The 17555-nt window shown below is 57.7% G+C and carries 20 protein-coding genes and 1 pseudogene; 12 read left to right on the top strand and 9 right to left on the bottom strand.

The annotated features are described in order from the left end of the window. Positions 1-5 precede the first annotated feature (5 nt). Positions 6-1247, bottom strand: coding sequence for an AGE family epimerase/isomerase (locus MNR02_RS20745; protein WP_241949167.1), 1242 nt, complete (start codon positions 1245-1247; stop codon positions 6-8). Between the two features lie 359 nt (positions 1248-1606). On the opposite strand from MNR02_RS20745, the gene MNR02_RS20740 reads away from it, so the two are divergent. Then, positions 1607-1759 (top strand): hypothetical protein, encoded by a 153-nt coding sequence (locus MNR02_RS20740; RefSeq protein ID WP_241603205.1) that lies wholly within the window; start codon positions 1607-1609, stop codon positions 1757-1759. A 629-nt stretch (positions 1760-2388) separates the two neighbouring features. Here the strand turns inward: MNR02_RS20740 and MNR02_RS20735 are convergent. Further along, positions 2389-2571: a hypothetical protein gene (locus MNR02_RS20735; RefSeq protein ID WP_241949166.1), complete on the bottom strand. Its 183-nt coding sequence runs from the start codon at positions 2569-2571 to the stop codon at positions 2389-2391. A 234-nt stretch (positions 2572-2805) separates the two neighbouring features. Here MNR02_RS20735 and MNR02_RS20730 point away from each other — a divergent pair, with 234 nt between their 5' ends. The 3 genes from MNR02_RS20730 to MNR02_RS20720 all read left to right on the top strand — a co-directional run bounded on the left by MNR02_RS20730 (position 2806) and on the right by MNR02_RS20720 (position 4520). Further along, a complete protein-coding gene (locus MNR02_RS20730) occupies positions 2806-3537 on the top strand; it encodes a Crp/Fnr family transcriptional regulator (RefSeq protein ID WP_241603199.1) in 732 nt (243 codons plus the stop codon). Positions 3538-3696: 159 nt separating this feature from the next. Next, complete coding sequence (locus MNR02_RS20725; protein WP_241949165.1) at positions 3697-4209, top strand: sigma-70 family RNA polymerase sigma factor; 513 nt, start codon at positions 3697-3699, stop codon at positions 4207-4209. Between the two features lie 125 nt (positions 4210-4334). Beyond that, positions 4335-4520 (top strand): hypothetical protein, encoded by a 186-nt coding sequence (locus MNR02_RS20720; RefSeq protein WP_241949164.1) that lies wholly within the window; start codon positions 4335-4337, stop codon positions 4518-4520. Positions 4521-4601: 81 nt separating this feature from the next. On the opposite strand, the gene MNR02_RS20715 is transcribed toward MNR02_RS20720, so the two are convergent. Then, complete coding sequence (locus MNR02_RS20715) at positions 4602-5933, bottom strand: NAD(P)/FAD-dependent oxidoreductase (RefSeq protein ID WP_241949163.1); 1332 nt, start codon at positions 5931-5933, stop codon at positions 4602-4604. Positions 5934-6217: 284 nt separating this feature from the next. On the opposite strand from MNR02_RS20715, the gene MNR02_RS20710 reads away from it, so the two are divergent. After that, a complete protein-coding gene (locus tag MNR02_RS20710) occupies positions 6218-6358 on the top strand; it encodes a hypothetical protein (protein ID WP_241949162.1) in 141 nt (46 codons plus the stop codon). 317 nt (positions 6359-6675) lie between these two features. Here MNR02_RS20710 and MNR02_RS20705 read toward each other — a convergent pair. Further along, positions 6676-6873 (bottom strand): annotated as a pseudogene (locus MNR02_RS20705) (hypothetical protein); the annotation flags it as partial. Positions 6874-6949: 76 nt separating this feature from the next. Here MNR02_RS20705 and MNR02_RS20700 point away from each other — a divergent pair. Next, complete coding sequence (locus tag MNR02_RS20700; RefSeq protein WP_371746780.1) at positions 6950-7315, top strand: hypothetical protein; 366 nt, start codon at positions 6950-6952, stop codon at positions 7313-7315. Here the strand turns inward: MNR02_RS20700 and MNR02_RS20695 are convergent. Continuing rightward, positions 7296-8027: a Crp/Fnr family transcriptional regulator gene (locus tag MNR02_RS20695; protein ID WP_241949578.1), complete on the bottom strand. Its 732-nt coding sequence runs from the start codon at positions 8025-8027 to the stop codon at positions 7296-7298. The genes MNR02_RS20700 and MNR02_RS20695 overlap by 20 nt on opposite strands. Positions 8028-8256: 229 nt before the next feature. Between MNR02_RS20695 and MNR02_RS20690 the strand changes: the two genes are divergently transcribed. The 6 genes from MNR02_RS20690 (at position 8257) to MNR02_RS20665 (ending at position 12332) form a co-directional block, all read left to right on the top strand. Next, positions 8257-8481: a hypothetical protein gene (locus tag MNR02_RS20690; RefSeq protein WP_241949160.1), complete on the top strand. Its 225-nt coding sequence runs from the start codon at positions 8257-8259 to the stop codon at positions 8479-8481. A gap of 14 nt (positions 8482-8495) precedes the next feature. Next, positions 8496-8702, top strand: a complete 207-nt coding sequence (locus MNR02_RS20685; RefSeq protein WP_241949159.1) for a hypothetical protein — start codon at positions 8496-8498, stop codon at positions 8700-8702. A 316-nt stretch (positions 8703-9018) separates the two neighbouring features. Continuing rightward, positions 9019-10098: a DNA topoisomerase IB gene (locus MNR02_RS20680; protein ID WP_241949158.1), complete on the top strand. Its 1080-nt coding sequence runs from the start codon at positions 9019-9021 to the stop codon at positions 10096-10098. A gap of 329 nt (positions 10099-10427) precedes the next feature. Continuing rightward, positions 10428-10922, top strand: coding sequence for a BON domain-containing protein (locus MNR02_RS20675; RefSeq protein WP_241949157.1), 495 nt, complete (start codon positions 10428-10430; stop codon positions 10920-10922). Positions 10923-11184: 262 nt separating this feature from the next. Then, on the top strand, positions 11185-12054 hold the full coding sequence (locus MNR02_RS20670; RefSeq protein WP_241949156.1) for an SDR family oxidoreductase: 870 nt from the start codon (positions 11185-11187) through the stop codon (positions 12052-12054). 11 nt (positions 12055-12065) lie between these two features. After that, positions 12066-12332, top strand: a complete 267-nt coding sequence (locus MNR02_RS20665) for a hypothetical protein (protein WP_241949155.1) — start codon at positions 12066-12068, stop codon at positions 12330-12332. A 211-nt stretch (positions 12333-12543) separates the two neighbouring features. Here MNR02_RS20665 and MNR02_RS20660 read toward each other — a convergent pair whose 3' ends face one another. From MNR02_RS20660 to MNR02_RS20645, 4 genes are all read right to left on the bottom strand, one after another. Continuing rightward, positions 12544-14124, bottom strand: coding sequence for a bifunctional diguanylate cyclase/phosphodiesterase (locus tag MNR02_RS20660; protein ID WP_241949154.1), 1581 nt, complete (start codon positions 14122-14124; stop codon positions 12544-12546). 135 nt (positions 14125-14259) lie between these two features. Further along, complete coding sequence (locus MNR02_RS20655; RefSeq protein ID WP_241949153.1) at positions 14260-14730, bottom strand: chemotaxis protein CheW; 471 nt, start codon at positions 14728-14730, stop codon at positions 14260-14262. Further along, positions 14730-16535: a methyl-accepting chemotaxis protein gene (locus MNR02_RS20650; RefSeq protein WP_371746779.1), complete on the bottom strand. Its 1806-nt coding sequence runs from the start codon at positions 16533-16535 to the stop codon at positions 14730-14732. Before MNR02_RS20650 ends, MNR02_RS20655 begins: the two co-directional genes overlap by 1 nt. 269 nt (positions 16536-16804) lie before the next feature. Next, positions 16805-17536, bottom strand: coding sequence for an autoinducer binding domain-containing protein (locus MNR02_RS20645; RefSeq protein ID WP_241949152.1), 732 nt, complete (start codon positions 17534-17536; stop codon positions 16805-16807). Positions 17537-17555 lie beyond the last annotated feature (19 nt).

Raw genomic sequence — 17555 nt, 5'->3', positions numbered from 1 at the left:
CAATGTCAGCGGTTACCAGCCTCGATGATGCCGCGCGTGACGCTGCCTGTTGCCGGATAAAGTGGGATGAGGCAGGCCTGAAGGGCGTGATAGATATCGCTCTTGCCGGCAAACAGCGTGTAGCTCGGCGTGAGTTCTTCCGTAAGCTCCTCGTGCCAGCCGCCACGCTCATTGTCGAGGACATGACGGGAAATCGTGTCCCAGATCCGTCGATACCAGAACTCGTGCTTGTCGTCGGGCACGTGTTCGCACAGAAACGCCGCAGCACCCACGCCCTCGGCCATGGGCCACCAGAGCTTATTGCGCTTGGCCGGAACGTCATCCCAGTCGAGCGTATAGTAGAAGCCGCCCTTTTCTTTATCCCAGCCCAGCGCGAGGGACTGGTCGAACAATGCCTTCGCTGCTTCCGGCATCCAGGCGTGCTTGCGGCCACCAAGCGCATACAGCTGAAGCACGAGGCGGGTCCATTCCAGCCAGTGGCCGGGGGTGGTGCCGGAGGGGCGGAACATCTCGTTCCCACGGTAATCACGATCCAGCACCCAGTTTTCATCGAAATGTTCGGGTACGCGAAAACCGCTCTCAGCGGCGCGACGGCGAATGATGAGGTCGGCTATGCGTTCCGCTCGGTCGAGATAGAAGCGCTCGCCAGTGGCCTCGTATGCGGCCATGAGGGCCTCTGTGAGGTGCATATTCGAGTTCTGGCCACGATAACCCTCAATCGGTGTCCAATCGGCCTCGAATTCCTCCGCAATGGCGCCGTGGCGATCTTCCCAGAAGTGCTTGTCCAGCACTTCGGTTACGTCGGCGATCATGCGGTCGGCATCAGGGTGGCCGGCAAGCTTGGCGCTGGAGGCGGCCAGCAGCACGAAAGCATGGCCGTAGCCCTGCTTGGTGGCATCGAGCAGCCCGGAATTATCGAGCGACCAGTGGTAGCCGCCACGCTTGTGGTCACGGTGCTTTTCCCAGAGGAATTTCATGCCGTGGTCGACGATATCATCGGATCCGGGGCGGCCGAGCAGGCTGCCGATGGCAAAAGAATGCACCATGCGGGCGGTGGAATGGATGCCGCGCACCGGGTTGCCGGCGTTGAGCGGGCGACCGTCGACGTCGAGTTCGTGAAAGCCGCCAAGCGGATTGAAGGCCCGGTTTTGGAAGAAATCGAAGAGGCGGTTTGCCTCCCGCCAGAGCCACTGGCGATGATAGTCGCGCTTGCGCCAGGCCGTGCCAAGATGTCCCGTTGCGCCCATGATGCGTTCTCCTTTTTGGTCGGTCCGCAGTCGTGTCCGGTGCTGTCGGGCCAGGCGGGAGCGCAGGAGAGGTGTCGTGGCGTGTTGTTCACGCACGGCCCGCAACACTCGCAATGACGGCTGCCTCCGACAGGTGGGGCGGGATTTATGGCTCAGAACGCTCGGTCCTGCAAGCCGTGAGCCGTGGCGCAAGTCCTTGGCGCGCGATCGAGAAACGCGAATTTACGATTGCGGCCAAAATGAGAAAAAATACCCTACCAATATTATAGGGATCCTATAGAAATATTCCCCAGAGCAAAACGAAATGCTCTTCAGGGGCGGTCGGCTACGAACGGTCGCCTGAACAAAGGACGGTGGCAATGCGCGATATGAAACTCGACAGCCGTGCGACTTACGCGACGTTCGGTTCGCGCCGTGCCCGTCGTGCCGAGCGGCAGGCATTCGTCAGCACAGTTCTGTTTGCGGGTGCATTCATCTTCGTGAGCGCCGTGGTTTTCGGCCTCGTTGGCTGAAACGGCCGTATACGCTTCTTAAAGAATGAACGACTGACATTATCGCCCATTGCCTACGCTCGACAGGCTGTGCGGTTTTGCGACTTTCGCGACGCATAACCGCACTTGTTGGCACGAGAGTTCCGCGCTCGCCTGATGGGAGTTCAGGCGCCGACTGGGCAAATGCTTCATCGGCTCTGGAGCGGGCTCTCATCAAAAGCCATCCGAATGCAAAAATGAAGGTGACGCAGACGGTGCGCATCGGGCCGCCAGGCGTTGCGGGCGCTAACACGAGCATGTGCAGTACCGCAAGCCCCGCGTAGAGCAGAACTTGCGCTTGGGCCGGGATCGTCACGACGGCCTCAGTTTCGCGCGACGATCATCCGGCAGCATGGATGGGAGTGACCATCAGATGTCCGGCGATAATGCAGGCGAGAAACGGCGGCTAGGGGAGGGCGCTCAACGGCATGTTCTGCTCTGTGCTATCAATCCCGTTGAGCGGCGAGTATCATTCGGTCGAGTGCCAAGACGATGGCGACAGCCAGCATGACGGCGCCGGCGAGCGTCCAGATGCCACGACGGCATGATACCAGAGCGCACCATTTCAAACCTGAATCAGAGTGTTGAAGGACGAAGCGCTCTGGTCTGATTCAGCGGAAACGGACGGGTCGTTTCGTCAGGTTCATCTGTATAGACATCCGGTCGGCAAAGCGGCCGATCAGACGGGCCAGTTTTCTAGCTTCCGCTTCGTCGATACCGTGCAGCCTGCAGTACATGACGACGTCATACACCCTGGCCTGCGGTGTAGAGCGATTGCTGTCGACGTGTTGCATGATGTTCCTCCCGGTCGAGCGTCCAAATGCATCCGGCGGTCGGAAGTTCCAGCGAGGAGGACTCCGTACGAAACCGTACAAACGACGCGTCGTGGCGCGTCTGTCCGCTTTCGTACCGACCCTGCGGGCCGGGTTGTTTCACCGATTGTATGGCCATAGATGGACAGCCATTGATTTTGAGAAAGACCGAGGCTCCGGCGGATATGCGGTCGATGAACTGCATTGGATTTGTTGATGGCAACGGGTTGCGACGGTGGGTTTCGGAACAACCTTCTTTGGCGTTTACCGGAAGCCAGCCAGCAACGGATTACCCCACATCTGGAACGGGTTCAGCTGCCTCGCTGGCACCAGCTTGCGTCCGCCCATCAGACAATGGAGCATGCCTATTTCTTCGAAAGCGGCATCGCATCGGTGGCTATCCGGTCGCCTGAGGGACAGTGCAGTGAAATCGGGCTCATCGGCAGGGACGGCATGTATCCCGCCTCAGCCATTCTGGATGTGGATGCCGATCCGTTTTCCGTCCACATGCAGATCCCGGGCGAGGCGCTCCGGATCGCCACTCCCACACTCAAGGCGATCATGGCCGAAGATCGTGAGATTCACAGGGTGCTGTCCTTTTACATCCAGACTTTGTCTGTCCAGCAAGCCTATACCTCGCTCTCCAATGCGGTGCACCAGATCGGCGAGCGTCTCGCCCGCTGGATACTCATGTGCCACGACCGTGTTGACGGGATGGAAATCAGTCTGACGCATGAGTTCATGTCGATGGTGCTTGCAGTGAGGCGTCCCAGCGTCACCACGGCGCTTCATGTGCTGGAAGGCAAAAAGCTTATCTATTCTGAACGGGGCGTCGTCGGCGTCCGCGACCGGGCTGGCCTTGTTGCCTTCGCGCGCGATGCCTATGGCGAAAGCGAGCGGGAATATGAGCGCCTTATCGGGACACCTATAGCGCGGCCCTTGGACTGAACGCGCATTGCGGCTGCACCGCGCGTTTTCGCCGGAAACCGAGCGGTCTCGTCGATCTCGAAGCAGAACGCTTGTCCGGATTTTTCCTGTGATCATCAGTACGCTAACGTACCGCAACTTGTTTGAGCCCATCTCGTTCACCTTGAAATGGAGGAACGAATGGATACTTTGGTTGCCGCCCCCCTAGACGAGACGGTTCACGCCCAGATCGAAGCCCAGTTGCCCGCCCTGGGGCTGTTTGCGCGCCAACTGTGTCGCGCAAACAGCGATGGGGAGGATCTGGTTCAGGAAACGGTTATGCGGGCCCTGCGATCTTCGCATCAGTTCCACCCCAATACCAATCTTCGCTCGTGGCTGTTCACGATCATGCGCAATACGTTCAACACGGAATATCGCCGCCGCTGCCGCGAGCCCGCCGGCATGGACCCGGAGATTTTCGAACGGCTGAGCATCAGCGCGCCGCAGGAATGGGCGGTATGTCGCAGTGAATTGCGCTCGGCGCTCAAGCGCATTCCCTCCAGCAGCCGGCGCACATTGCTGCTCGTGGCGATGGGCGTGAGCTATATCGACGCCGCACGGCTTTGTGCCTGTGAAATCGGGACGGTCAAGAGCCGCGTCAATCGTGCGCGGAAGATGCTTGAGGACGACATCGGGCGACCCGGCATAGCGTAGAGGTAATATGCACGCGCTTTGTCCTCGCCGACCGGCCCAAACTGTGTACGCTTCCGTACAATGTTCTTGCTTTGGATTGGGTTGCAAGTTCTCTAAGCTTTCCCCCTGACATTCAGGAGGCAAGCATGTGCAGCCAGACACACAAGGGCGCGTTCGACCCCGAAGAGTTGGGTGCTCTGCAGTCGGTCTTCAATGAGCTGACCGTACAGCCATGGTTCGACACTTTCGCCCATACCACATTCGACCCCGACAAGCACCGCTCTGTTATCGAGGCGTCCGCTCGGATGTTCTACGCGAAAGGTGCATTCTAGCGCCGTGTCCTGCGTGTCCAGATGCTTGACTTGGAAAATACCAGTGCAAGCTGCAATACTCGACTGTGGTGAGGCTGCGGATCAGCGGCAGGTCGCTGGCTGAGCCTCCACCGGTTTGTCTGGGGGATCCGAGCTGTCGTCATCGCGGCCGTGGTTCTCGTCAATCAAACGCGCACTGCGCTGCCTGGTGAAGTAGCGGGTTATCCACTGGATGCTCACCAGCAGCCGCTTTTCAAAATTCACCAGAAGATAGACGTGGACGAGCGCCCAGAGAAACCAGGCCATGCGTCCCTTCAGCGTCCAGGATCCGAAGTCGAAGATTGCGGCATTACGGCCGATGACCGCCGTGTTGCCACGATTGTGAAACCGGAACGGTGCGGTGTGGGCGCGTCCCGTTAGTTTATGCCGCAGGCGATCCGCCAGATATGCCCCCTGCTGCTTGGCGACCTGTGCAAGCGCTGGAAGCGGCTTTCCGTCCTCGTCCTTCGCAAACGCCGTATCGCCAATGATCGAAATATCGGGCTGTCCGCGCAGCGCAAGATCGGGTTCCACAGGGATGCGCCCCTGCTGACCGCCTTCCACGCCAAGCCAGCGTGCCGCGGGCGAGGCGCGTACGCCCGCTCCCCATACGATGCAACTTGTTTCGATGCGCTCGTCGTCAAGCAACAACGAGTTGGCGTCGATGCCGGTGACGCTGCGTCCGGTCAAAATCCGAACGCCGATATCCGTCAGATAATTGTGCGCATAGGCTGCAAGTTTCTCCGGAAAAGCGGTGAGGATGCGCGGCCCGGCCTCGATCAGAAGAACATCGACCTCGTGCTTGTTGATGGCCTTGAAGTCATGATGGATCATGTGGCGCGCCAGTTCGGAAATGGCGCCGGCCATCTCGACGCCAGTTGGTCCGCCGCCGATGATGGCGAATGTCAGCAGGCGTTTGCGAATGGCGGGATCGGTTGCGCGCTCTGCTTGCTCGAAGGCGGACAGCAGCCTGTGGCGGATGAGCCGTGCTTCGTGAACGGTCTTGAGGCCCGGCGCGAATGGCTTCCACTCGTCGTTTCCAAAGTAGTTGTATTCCGAGCCGGTCGCGATGACCAGTTCGTCATAGGGGAGTGACGTGCCGTCTTTCAGCATGACCCGATGGCCTAGGTGGTCGATACCTACCACCTCGCCCAGCATGACATGAATATTGTCATACCGGCCGAGCGTCCGACGCACCGGCTCTGCGATATCGGCCGGCGACAGGGCGGCGGTTGCCACCTGATAGAGCAGGGGCTGGAAGAGATTGTGATTTCGCCTGTCCACGACGGTCACGCTGATGCCGGAATTGCCGAGGCCCTTTGCGCAGGCAAGACCCGCAAAGCCCGCACCGAGAATGACGACCTGAGAATGCGTGTAAGGGTCATGGGTAGACATGGTCTCTTGCGCACCTCTTTCGTTTCATTGTGCCTCTTTCCATTCGGAAAAAGGACCAACCTTGGCGTCAAGGGATTGTTCCTGCCGTGGCACGGAACAACGGAGGCTGGCGGGGATTGGCATTTTAATGCCAACCAGGAGAATCGGCCATGCCGCATCAGCACGCTATCGACCCTCCCAAGGAGAGTGCAGACTATCCCGGACGCAGCGCCGACTGTGTCGCGGCGCTAAGACCCGCCGTCGCGGATCTGGCGATAGCGGCTCCGGAGGATCTTACCGCGACTATGACAACAGGCCCTGCGGGCGATTTCGCGGAGCTCATCGCGCAAGCAGAGAGGGCGGGTTGGCGCACCGACGAGGCTGGCGCTGCGATACGGCAGCTGGCACACGAGCAGGAAGGTGCACGCGGCACGCTGTTCGACTGACGGAAAACAGACTTGCGGTTCGTCTCATGGCGTAGAAATAACGGCGGCATCCTTTTGCCGCCGCTTCAGGCTGTGATAACCGCGCCCGATCAGGCTGAAACCATAGTGGCGCTTGGCTACGATGGTTACTCTTCCAGCTTCGTGACTTCACTCTGCGCGACGTGTTTCTTGACGGTCGACGGGCTGGACGCTGAAATAGGGTCTGAGGCGGGGAATGTGTCTTCCAGCCCTTTCTGAAGCCTTCCTTCCTGGCTGGGTTGCGCCTGGCCGGACTGCTCTTCGTGAAGTGACCGCACGGCGGGAGATTGTCCGGCGCGATCGCCTTTGGCCTTCATAGCGTCTTTGACGCCGTTGCGCTCCGGGTCCTTGTTCGTTTCGCCGACGGCATCACGTGCGGTATCCGGGTCGTCTTTGGCAGGGAGGTAGCCGCGCGGTCTGGATGCTTCCGGCCCTTCCCAGCGGGGGGATTGGTCGGTGGTGCCTGGTGCGCCGTCCTGCGGTTTGTTGATGCCCATATCAAATCTCCTTTCACGAGCCCAAACCGCCTGCATCGCCGGATGTTCCGTTCGCCCCAAGGATGAAAACCGATTGGTGGTTGTCGCGTCTGGTATCGGACGTGTGGCCGGGGCCCATGGGTGCATCAGCGTGCGGAGTGAAAAACCTTCAGGAACAAACCACGGCAGCTTTCTGTTCGCATGGTTTGCAGGAGGCAACAGGGTGCGATATTTCTTCAATATCCGTGACGGAGCACGCACGGAGCGGGACCTGGAAGGATCGGAGTTCGATAATTTGGAGCTTGCGATTCAGGATGCCAGGCTCGCGGCACGCGAGATCATGGCGGAACATGTTCTGGCGGGGTATGAGCCGGATGGGCAATTTTTTGACATCGCTGATGAAGACGGCCGCGTTCTTGTCAGCGTTCCATTTCGTTCAGCGCTCAGATCGAAGCCGCAGTGAGCGGCGCCAATGGTTCACACTGGCCCGCGATAAGCCGTCGATACTCCGTTTCCGGCAGTCCGTATGACGCTCCGGCGAGGTTTTCCAGTCCGGCGCGATCCTGGATCGTCACGAGTCGGCGTGTGGACTTGATCAAGTGCTTTCCCTCCAGCGTATGAAGGGCATCCGTCACACTGGGCCGGCGAACGCCAAGCATGAGCGCAAAGAAATCGTGCGTGAGAGAAAGGCGGTCGCCGAGGCGGTCCTGCGACATCAACAGCCAGCGCGCCAAGCGCTGCTCCACGTTGAACCGGCCATTCGCCAGACTGGTGGCGGCGATCTGCATCATGAAGACATGTGCGAAGCGCAGGAGAAGCCAGCGTAGCCTCGGCCGCTTTTCCATTAGCTCCCTCAAGGCATCCGTCCTGATGCGCAAGGCTTTGCCACCCACCTGCATGAAGGCGTAATGCGGGCTGCTGTCAACGCCCAGAAGAGCAGGCACGCCTGATAAACCCTCGGCGCCGACACACCCGACTTCCACTTCCTTGCCGCGCAATCCCGCGATTTCGGATGATAGCCCGCTCAGGAAAAAATAGACGTGCTCGATGACCTCATAGGATTGAAACAGGAACTGTCCCTGATCGAGATCGACGCGCTCCAACTGAGCGGATACTGCCGTCATGTCATCGGGTTCGATACAGGCGAGCAACCCATTGCTGTTAATGTCTTCCACCGCCAAGGCTGGCTCCTTCCCCGCGGCAGCAGGAACCCATCTCAGGTCTTTCACGAAAATGCCGCGCGTTGCCACAACGACAATTAACCGCCCAATGCCGATACGGTTCCATTTTCCGGCGCCATTCGAGCCACACCTCGAAACTTGATGTCACCTCATGCGTTGTTGAGGAGAGATACCACCACGTTCGCTTCATGCCGCACGAGCGCTACACAACGAGGCCATATACATGCGTGATCCCCGCAATGCCCGAACCGACGAACTGAACGCGATCATCGACACGAAGCTCACGGCTCTCGTTCAGGAACTGGAAGATGCCAACTGGAGCGTGGAGGACATTGCTGTAGGGATACAGCAGGTCCTCAACCGGAATTGGCTCGACCAGGTGGAGGCAATGAGACGTGCCCGTGCGGCCGTGCCCGACAATTTCGTTTCGGATGGAAATGAAGGTTGAAACAGGAGAACGGAATGCCGACCACTTATCAGATCGTTGCGCTCAGCTCACTCGACCCTGGCGGAAGCGACACGCGCGATGAGCCGAAACTGGTCTTTCCGGACGCGTTGAAAGCGGCGCAGGGACTCAAGAATCAAGGCAAAGCTTTTCGGGTTTTTGTGGACGGTGAGCCTGCCGTTGATCAACTGAAAGCTTTGAACGATCTTGGGGCGATAGAATAACGGCAGAGACGATGGCGACTGCCCGCAGACTTATGCTCTGTCGCCAAGTCGGCTTCAGCCGTTCCGAAACCGACGACTTTCTCGACTTTCAATGGACCGAGAACGGGGTGTCATCGTTGAAGCGCCGGAGAAGCGGACTGTCGGCTCGGTCCTGATCGAGCCTGTCGCAGCCGAGTGTTTCGGTGGTGGGGCAAGCAGGCCAACGCTTGAGTCGTCGCTATAGACACCGCGCTTCTCCGAAAGCCCCTTGTAGAAACACGCCCTACGACACGCCGTTGTTCGGGGAACAGCAGACCGGTCCGAGAGTTATCGCGTCATGAACCAGATGATCCGCGCGTTGGCCGATTCCTCTCCCGATACCGACCTGCACGCGCGGTTGGTTTACATCGAAGGCTTGGAAACGGGTATCACGCGAAAACAGGGCGCCAGAGGATACCTGTATTATGGGCCCGACGGGCGACGGATCACAGACCGCACAGAAATTGCCCGATTGAATGCCCTTGCGATACCGCCTGCTTATACCGATGTGTTGATCTCCACCAACCCTTATTCTCATTTGCAGGCTGTCGGAAAGGACGCGCGGCGTCGGCGCCAGTACCGCTATCATCCTGGTTGGCACGCCGAGCGCGGACGCGCCAAATTTGACCGGCTTGTCGAGTTTGCGAACCGTCTGCCAGACCTGCGTGCGCGCGTGGAACGCGACCTGCGGTCCCCGGGGCTCACTTTTGACAAGGCACTGGCCACTGTCATTTGGATGCTCGACAATCTCTATATTCGCGTCGGCAATGCGGCCTATGCAGAAACGAACAAGTCCTACGGCCTGACGACTTTGCGCAACCGGCATGTCAGCGTCGACGGCGGCAATCTCAAGTTCCGTTTTAAAGGAAAGTCGGGCAAAGAGTGGAACCTTGTCCACAGCGACCGGCGCATTGCCAACGTGGTCCGCAAGCTTCAAGAATTGCCCGGGCAACATCTTTTTCAGTATGTGTGTGACGAAGGTGGCTGCCGGCCTATCTCCTCGCAGGACGTGAATGCCTATATCCGCGAGATCACCGGCGACGGTTTCAGCTCGAAGCAGTTTCGCACATGGGGTGCCACTTGCATGGCGGTTGAGGCACTCGCCGCTGTCGACGTTTCGCCGACCAAGCGCGAACTCACCAGACAGATCAATCAGGCGATCGATACGGTCGCGGCGAAACTCGTAAACACGCGTGCCGTATGCCGCTCGTCATACATTCATCCGGCGGTCTTCGAGGACTTTCATGAAGGCAAGCTGCGCGATGTGCTGAAGCTGAAAACCAGTGCAAAACGTCTGCTGGATTGGCTGGATGAGGATGAAATCCGTGTGTTCCGCTGGTTGAAAAAGCGCTCGACTGTGGTTCAGCAGGGCACATGATCTGTCTGAACGTGTTAGCAGCGGCCAACACCTCTGCCGACTTGAGTTCATAAGATATACCGCCGGTTAGTTGCTATTCTTCGGTTGGCTGCGGAAACCCGTGCGCAGCTCCTCGTTCGCGTTCTCCAATGTTTTGCGTTTTCGTTGCGAGAATTGGCTGTCTGCGCGGGGGGAAGGCGGTTGATTTGCGCCGGCCACTCTCTTCGGCAGATTGTCCTTGAATGCTTCAAGTGGCGGGGCGTCGTACTGACTTGCGAAAGTGTGCGTGGAACAACGCTGAACACTCATCGGTTACGGGTACGACGCCAATTTTGAGCGAGGAAACGACGATGACCGATCCCAAGCACCCATCCCGCGAAGAAGACTTTCGCGACTATGAAGAGCGGGATATCCGCGACGGCTGGCCGTACTCGGACAATGATGACGGCCGCAAGGCTGGCGGCAACGCACCCTATGGCGCACGCGGATCCGAACTTGACCAGATCGATAACGAGCGCCTTGCCGTTATATCGGATCCCGACGCACGGGACGTGGACGGAGCACCGAAGCCATTCTCCGACGATGAGGCCGGCACGATCAGCGATGACGATCTGGAGGCTCGTATCATGGAAGCGCTCGAGGAAGACGGCCGCGTGGAACTCGACATGCTGCAGATATCCATCCGCGGCGGCGTTGCCGAACTCGAAGGCGCCGTTGACAGTGAGGATGACCGAAAACACCTTCTCCGCTTGGTTCGAAGCGTAAAGGGTGTGCGCGATGTGTCTGCCGCAGGCCTGACGACACGCGGCATCGACAGCCATATTGCTGCGGATTCGGCGGATTAGACCGGTCTGGCGCGACGCGCTTTGCAGAGAGCCGAGATTGCAAAAATGGAAACTCCGGGTGCGACGTCTACCGCACCTGCAGTTTCGGGGGCCGCTTCAGGCCATGTTCGGAGCAAATCTTCAACCCGAAGCGTGCAGATATGTCCCCCACACCTTTGATTTACGTGCGGGATCTTGCCGGCCTTTAGGGTTAGCCGTGCAGAAGGGAACATCGCGGCGCACGCCGAGTTGGGTGAGCGAACCCACTCATACGGAGACCGAGATGTCTGAGAACAACGTGCGTCGCCCCGTTCCGCCACAACCCGAACAGCAGCAAAGTCCTCCTGGCCTGACGAACGCAATGAATCCGCCGCCCGATCATGGCGAAGAAAGCTATGTCGGAGCCGGCCGTCTCGAAGGAAGGGTGGCACTGATTACCGGCGGGGACTCCGGTATCGGTCGCGCTGTTGCCATCGCCTTCGCACGGGAAGGCGCCGACATCGTGATCTCCTACTTGAGTGAGGACCAGGACGCGAACGATACTGCGCGTCTCGTCGAGGCCGCAGGCCGCAAGGCCGTGGTTCTGCCGGGCGACATTACGCGCGAGGAGCATTGCGAGCATCTCGTCCGCCAATGCCTCGAGAACTTCGGGCGGATCGACATTCTCGTCAACAACGCCGCGTTCCAGCGAACCTATGGCGATATCGCCGATATCAGCACCGAGGAGTGGGACCAGACCTTCCGAACCAACATATACGCCCCATTCTTTCTGTCGCGTGCTGCGATCCCGCACATGAAGCCGGGCAGTTCCATCATCAACACGACCTCGATCCAGTCCCGCCAGCCGTCGTCGCATCTTCTGGCATATGCGTCGACAAAAGGGGCGATTTCGAATTTCACTGCCGGCCTGGCGGAGATGGTCGCCGACAGGGGTATTCGCGTCAACGCGGTCGCGCCTGGACCGATCTGGACGCCGCTCATCCCTTCCACCATGTCGCCCGACAAGACCAGGGATTTCGGAAAACAGGCACTGCTTGGCCGCGCAGGTCAGCCGGCCGAACTTGCCGGCGCCTATGTTCTACTCGCCTCTGATCTCGGAAGCTACATGACGGGCGCGGTGATCCCCGTTACCGGCGGCGAGATCATGATCTGAGGGAGGCGAACATGACGGATATCCGCAAACACGGCTTCGAGAGCGATGCGCAATGGCGTGAATATCTCGAGGAAATCGACGAGCCGGTGAGACGCTCCGCTTACAGGCCCAGGGACACCCAAGCCGAACTCGACATACTGGCCGCGATGCGTGCTGAAGTGGCCGATATGCACCAGCGTGTCCGCGCCCGACGCGATCAGCACACGACGCGATGGTTGGAAATCGCCGGCCCCAGTATGTTTCTTGCCCTAGTGGCGATCATCCGTTTTTATATATGAAAGGCAGCTTATGCGGCTGTAGAAGAGTCCTACAACTAAAATCGCGCGCACGAAGTGGAATTGCGGTCATGGAATCGACCGCAGTCCCTTTCGTTGAGCGGCCAGCTCGCGATGCGGGAAACCTGTATGCCCACTCAAACGGGGAAGCTGATAAACCAGATCATGCAATATAGAATTGCATATCTATTTGACATCCTTTTCGCTTAAAAGCCTATTGAGTGATGTGACGTTTTATCGGCTTAACGGTTGATCGGTCAGGCTCTGCGAGATTTCGTTCGGCAACCTTCAACGTCTTCTCGATCGGGCAAGGCTTACCGAGGAGATATCCCTGTCCTATGTCGCATCCAAGATCTTGTAGACGGCGGAGTTGGGTTTCGTCTTCGATGCCCTCGGCGGTGATCTTCACCCCGAGCCCGGCCCCGAGCGCTATGATCGCACGGACGATCTTCTCCTGCCTGTCGCTGTCTTCGAATGTTGCCACGAAGCTTCTGTCGATCTTGATCTTATTGAAATTGTAGCTCGACAGCTGTGAGAGACTGGAATAGCCGGTTCCGAAATCATCCAGTGCGATATTGATGCCGGATTTGACAAGATCGTCAAGAACACCACGGGCTGTTTCCGGATCGTTGATGAGCGCGCTTTCCGTGACTTCAAGCTCCAGTCGGTGGACAGGTAGTCCGACTTCGCCGAGAATCTTAAGGAGGCGCAGTCCAAGCAGTCGATCGCTCAGTTGTACCGGAGAAATATTGAAGGAAAGAACAGTGTGAGCGGGCCACGACAGCGCATCCTGGCAGGCGATGCGGAACAACTGGTCAGTGAGCTCGACAATCAATCCGGCGTCCTCGGCCAGCGGAATGAATTCGCATGGCGGAATGAATTTGCCCGGTGACATCTCCCACCGGGCAAGAGCTTCGTATCCGACAGTTTGTTGGGTCTTGAGGTCTACGAGAGGCTGATAGTAGGGACGGATTTTCTTCAGTTTCATGGCCAGCTTCAGATCCGCTTCCATCTGGATCCGCCGGACCAACTCCTCCTGCATTACCGGCAAGAACGCCTTGACGACGTTGCGGCCCTCCTTCTTTGCCGCGTACATAGCGCAATCGGAATATTGAAGGGCTTCCGCCAGTGTTCTGCTGTCTTCAGGTATGCGCGCAAAACCGACACTCGATCCAATCTCGACGGTAGCACCATTTATGGAGATTGGTTTGCTGATCGCAACGACCATGTGTCTTCCAACGGCCGTCAGATCCTGGTTGCCTTTTCGCTCAATAACCACGACAAATTCGTCCCCTCCCAATCGATAGACATTGTCGTGGGGGAAAATGCAGGTCAGCCGTTCGGCCACGGCCTTCAGAACACGATCTCCCTGATCGTGCCCGAGGAGATCGTTGACCTTCTTGAAGCCGTCAAGATCGATGCTAAAGATCGCGGTTCCGTCTTTGCACGGTAGGATCTGCGGATTCAGGAGGGTAGAGGCCAAGTACCGTCTGTTGGGTAACTCTGTCAGTGGATCGTGGCAGGCAATCCAGTCGACATTTTTCTCCGCCGTCAGGCGTCGCTGGATCTCTCGAGACATATCCTTGATGCGAAGCACCGAATAGATCAGACCGAGCGCTCCGGCTATGTTCAAGGCAGTGAATATTTCGTCGAGATCATACTGCTCATGTATGCGAAAATAGGTATCAAGCACTTCATGCGCGTTGAAGAAGAGCGCCGCTCCGTAGATTATCGCAAACACGAAGAGCCAGACCATTGCCTCCCATTTGGCACGGTTTGAATGCATTGACGGCATGAAGGACCCCCTGGAGCCAGAAATGGCGTCATGCCGGTACTATTAGGAATGCATCTTCCCAGGTGATTACGACATTAATGGATATGCGTTGAAGGGGCGTTAAGGTATCTCGCCTTAACCGTGTGCAGCAAACCGCTAAGCTGCCAGCGTGTCGCCAGGCGCGAACATAGAATTCAGATTGAGAAAACAGATCATACCCGACATGTGGGTAATGATACCTTCGCAACAGGACCGGTCGAAGGGGCCGATAATATCAGGCGTCGGCTGTAACTGATCGGCGGTGACAGACAGCATATCGGTCACTTGATCAACCACGAGCCCCATCGGTTTACCGCTGACCTCGACCACGACGATGGCACTTCTCTCCGATCTCTCGCCCGAACGCATTCCGAGCTTAAGCGACAGATCGATCGTCGGTATGACGGTCCCGCGCAGATTGATTATTCCAAGAACCTCCGGCGAGGAATGCGGCAGAGGTGTCGATGGCGCCCATCCGCGAATTTCGCGAACAGAGGTTGTTTGGATGCAGAATGTCTGCCCCCCAAGCTGGAAAGCGATGATGTCGAGCGTCGTTTGACCGTTCATATCGCGCGAAAGGTTGGACATCAAAACTCCTCCCAGCTGTCATTCTTGATGGCAGCATTTCCCTGGAATGCATTTGCTACTTTGGCCATTATCTGACGGGCTGGCGAACCAGCATGGCGAGAGGCAGTCAATACGGGCGCTGGTATGGAGCGTCGTGAATTCGTGCTCGCGCCAATATTGAATTGCGATAGCAACCGGAAGAGTGCGTCTGCTTCCTTTGCAAGGCTGTGCGCAGCAGCTGATGTTTCTTCGACCATGGCGGCATTCTGCTGTGTGCCCTGATCGATCGTATTAACGGCCGTGTTGATTTCCTTCAGGCCGGTCGCCTGTTCTTTCGACGCCCCAACAATAGCGCCAACATTGCCATCGACTTGCACGACCTGACCGACGATTTCCTCCAAGGCCTTGCCTGTCTCACCAACAAGCGCCACGCCGCTCTTCACATGGCCGTTTGAGGTGCCGATGAGGTCCTTGATCTCTTTAGCGGCTTTGGCCGACCGCTGCGCAAGCTCGCGGACTTCCTGTGCAACGACGGCAAAGCCCTTGCCTGCGTCGCCTGCGCGTGCGGCTTCAACGCCGGCATTCAGCGCGAGAAGATTGGTCTGAAAGGCGATTTCGTCAATTACACCGATAATATTGCTAATCTCAGACGCAGAAGACTCGATCTTGCCCATCGCCTCGACAGCCTGGCGCACAACAAGGCCGGAGCGCTCGGCGTTTTCTTTCGTCTTGCGCACAAGCTGACCCGCTTCCTGTGCCCGGTGGCTGGAATCGGCAACCGTAGTCGTTATTTCCTCGAGTGCAGCGGCTGTCTCCTCAACAGAGGCCGCCTGCTGCTCCGTTCGCCGAGAGAGATCATCAGAGGCAGATCGGATTTCCTGGGAAGCTGCCGCTATGGCACCTGCATTGTGCGAGACCGCTTCCATAGCTGCGCGAAGCTTTGAAGCCGCACCGTTAAAGTCCGTGCGGAGTTTCTCAAGCGCCGGCAGGAAGGGAGACGAAAGCTGCGGTGTGAGATCGCCCTGTGCGACGCTTTGCAGCGCCAGCGCAAGCTGATCCACGTTCTCGACGCGAGTCGTAACATCGGTCGCAAATTTTACGACCTTGCTGACCTTGCCGTTCATGTTGAAGACCGGATTGTAGGAGGCCTGAATATAAGCCTTCTTGCCATTTTTGCCGATACGCAGAAACTCGTCAGCGACAAACTCTCCACCGGCGAGACGGTTCCAGAAGCGCCGGTAGTCATCGCTATTGGTGTAAGCGCTGTCGCAGAACATCGAATGATGCTTGCCTTTAATCTCGGCGAGTTGGTAACCCAGAACATCCAGAAAGTTCTGATTGGCTGTGAGAATCTCGCCTGAAGGCGTAAATTCGATAACGGCCTGAGACCGGGAGAGGGCATCGAGCTTGCCTGCATCCTCGGCAGACTTCAACTTCTGCTCGGTGATGTCTGTGGCGAACTTGATCACCTTGTAGGGCTTACCGCCACGCGAAACCGGATTGTACGATGCTTCGATCCAGACTTCTCTCCCGCCCTTTCCGATCCGCTTATACTGGCGTCGATCAAACCTGCCGGCGGCAAGATCGCTCCAGAATTGTTGGTATTCGGCGCTGGCGGCCTCGGCCGGGTCAACGAATATACGGTGATGCTGACCGGTGATTTCATGCAGCTCGTAGCCGAGCGCGGCGCAGAAGTTTTCGTTCGCCGTCAGGATTTTTCCGGTGAGGTCGAACTCGATAATTGATTGAGACTTGCTCATTGCGGCCAGCACGGCCTTGGCATCAGAAGAGAAACTAAAAGACATCATTCCCAACATACGCTCCATATTTGCCATAAGCGCGTGTCCCTAAGTCAGCCATGACTGGAACCGTTTGGCCTTGGCGCCATAAACAAGGGCATGCTCAGGATGAAATAAGCTCTCCGATAGTTGTTTCGTCCTGACACCCCAGTTCTAGGGGCAAATTCCGAACGAAAGCTTAACGTGGGCTGGCGTAATTGAGCTTTCGCTCAAGAATTGAGCAAAATGTCGCTGTTTCTATCAGCGGAGTGCGCGCGAAGCCTTCGTTTGTTCCAAAGTAAAGGCCGGGGGGAGTGCTATCGAATAATCCCACGTCTGATCGCTTCCGCAATCGCGTGCACACGGTTGTAGGCGCCAAGCTTGCGGATGGCCGTTTTGATATAGCTATTGACCGTGTCGGGCGTATAACCGCTCGCCGTCGCTATATCATCGGTGGTTTTTCCGAGGCTCGCGTATCTCAAACAGGCGATTTCACCGTCGCTCAGTTTCATCGTCTGCGCGGAGAACTTCTCCATGATCGGGCGTGTAATCACGCGATGCGTCACCTCGGCCTGGTCGGTCAGGAAGCTGATCTCATCGTCGCCGAATGGCGTCGTTCTCGAAAAGGTAACGGCACCAAACACAACATCCCCTCGCCGTACCGGAAACAGCGTGCGATTCAAAACCCCAAAGGTACGTGCGAGATATATCAATCTTTGCGGCGGTGGCGTTTCCTCATAGACCCTTTCTTCGATGACGACCTCGGTTGCCGTCACTGACGCCTGGACAAAAGGGTCAGTTTTGAGAAGGTTATCACCGTAATAAGCATCCAGAAATGCAGGCGGCAAATCAGTGTCGATGGAGTGTCCGCTACCGAAGCGATAGCCGTCCAGATCGAGCCCTGACACCGCAAAAAAATCAAATGGCACCGCTTTGCGCAGCTTTTCCATAAACGGATGTGGGCCAATGTAGCGCCGCGTTGGCACCGATCTCAAATCGACGGCCTCGCTAACAAACTCTTCCAGGGCCGGCGCGCTCGAAAATGGCAAATCAAATCTCCTAGAAGTG

The sequence above is a fragment of the Shinella sp. H4-D48 genome, assembly GCF_022637395.1.
Lineage (GTDB): Bacteria > Pseudomonadota > Alphaproteobacteria > Rhizobiales > Rhizobiaceae > Shinella > Shinella sedimenti.
The sequence above is the reverse complement of the archived record's forward strand: the minus strand, read 5'-3'. Positions and strand labels throughout refer to the sequence as shown.

Bases quoted from the DNA above. Each gene is read 5' to 3' on its own strand.
- MNR02_RS20745 (WP_241949167.1), bottom strand. From the start codon at position 1,247: ATGGGCGCAACGGGACATCTTGGCACGGCCTGGCGCAAGCGCGACTAT.
- MNR02_RS20740 (WP_241603205.1), top strand. From the start codon at position 1,607: ATGCGCGATATGAAACTCGACAGCCGTGCGACTTACGCGACGTTCGGT.
- MNR02_RS20735 (WP_241949166.1), bottom strand. From the start codon at position 2,571: ATGCAACACGTCGACAGCAATCGCTCTACACCGCAGGCCAGGGTGTAT.
- MNR02_RS20730 (WP_241603199.1), top strand. From the start codon at position 2,806: ATGGCAACGGGTTGCGACGGTGGGTTTCGGAACAACCTTCTTTGGCGT.
- MNR02_RS20725 (WP_241949165.1), top strand. From the start codon at position 3,697: ATGGATACTTTGGTTGCCGCCCCCCTAGACGAGACGGTTCACGCCCAG.
- MNR02_RS20720 (WP_241949164.1), top strand. From the start codon at position 4,335: ATGTGCAGCCAGACACACAAGGGCGCGTTCGACCCCGAAGAGTTGGGT.
- MNR02_RS20715 (WP_241949163.1), bottom strand. From the start codon at position 5,933: ATGTCTACCCATGACCCTTACACGCATTCTCAGGTCGTCATTCTCGGT.
- MNR02_RS20710 (WP_241949162.1), top strand. From the start codon at position 6,218: ATGACAACAGGCCCTGCGGGCGATTTCGCGGAGCTCATCGCGCAAGCA.
- MNR02_RS20690 (WP_241949160.1), top strand. From the start codon at position 8,257: ATGCGTGATCCCCGCAATGCCCGAACCGACGAACTGAACGCGATCATC.
- MNR02_RS20685 (WP_241949159.1), top strand. From the start codon at position 8,496: ATGCCGACCACTTATCAGATCGTTGCGCTCAGCTCACTCGACCCTGGC.
- MNR02_RS20680 (WP_241949158.1), top strand. From the start codon at position 9,019: ATGAACCAGATGATCCGCGCGTTGGCCGATTCCTCTCCCGATACCGAC.
- MNR02_RS20675 (WP_241949157.1), top strand. From the start codon at position 10,428: ATGACCGATCCCAAGCACCCATCCCGCGAAGAAGACTTTCGCGACTAT.
- MNR02_RS20670 (WP_241949156.1), top strand. From the start codon at position 11,185: ATGTCTGAGAACAACGTGCGTCGCCCCGTTCCGCCACAACCCGAACAG.
- MNR02_RS20665 (WP_241949155.1), top strand. From the start codon at position 12,066: ATGACGGATATCCGCAAACACGGCTTCGAGAGCGATGCGCAATGGCGT.
- MNR02_RS20660 (WP_241949154.1), bottom strand. From the start codon at position 14,124: ATGCCGTCAATGCATTCAAACCGTGCCAAATGGGAGGCAATGGTCTGG.
- MNR02_RS20655 (WP_241949153.1), bottom strand. From the start codon at position 14,730: ATGTCCAACCTTTCGCGCGATATGAACGGTCAAACGACGCTCGACATC.
- MNR02_RS20650 (WP_371746779.1), bottom strand. From the start codon at position 16,535: ATGGAGCGTATGTTGGGAATGATGTCTTTTAGTTTCTCTTCTGATGCC.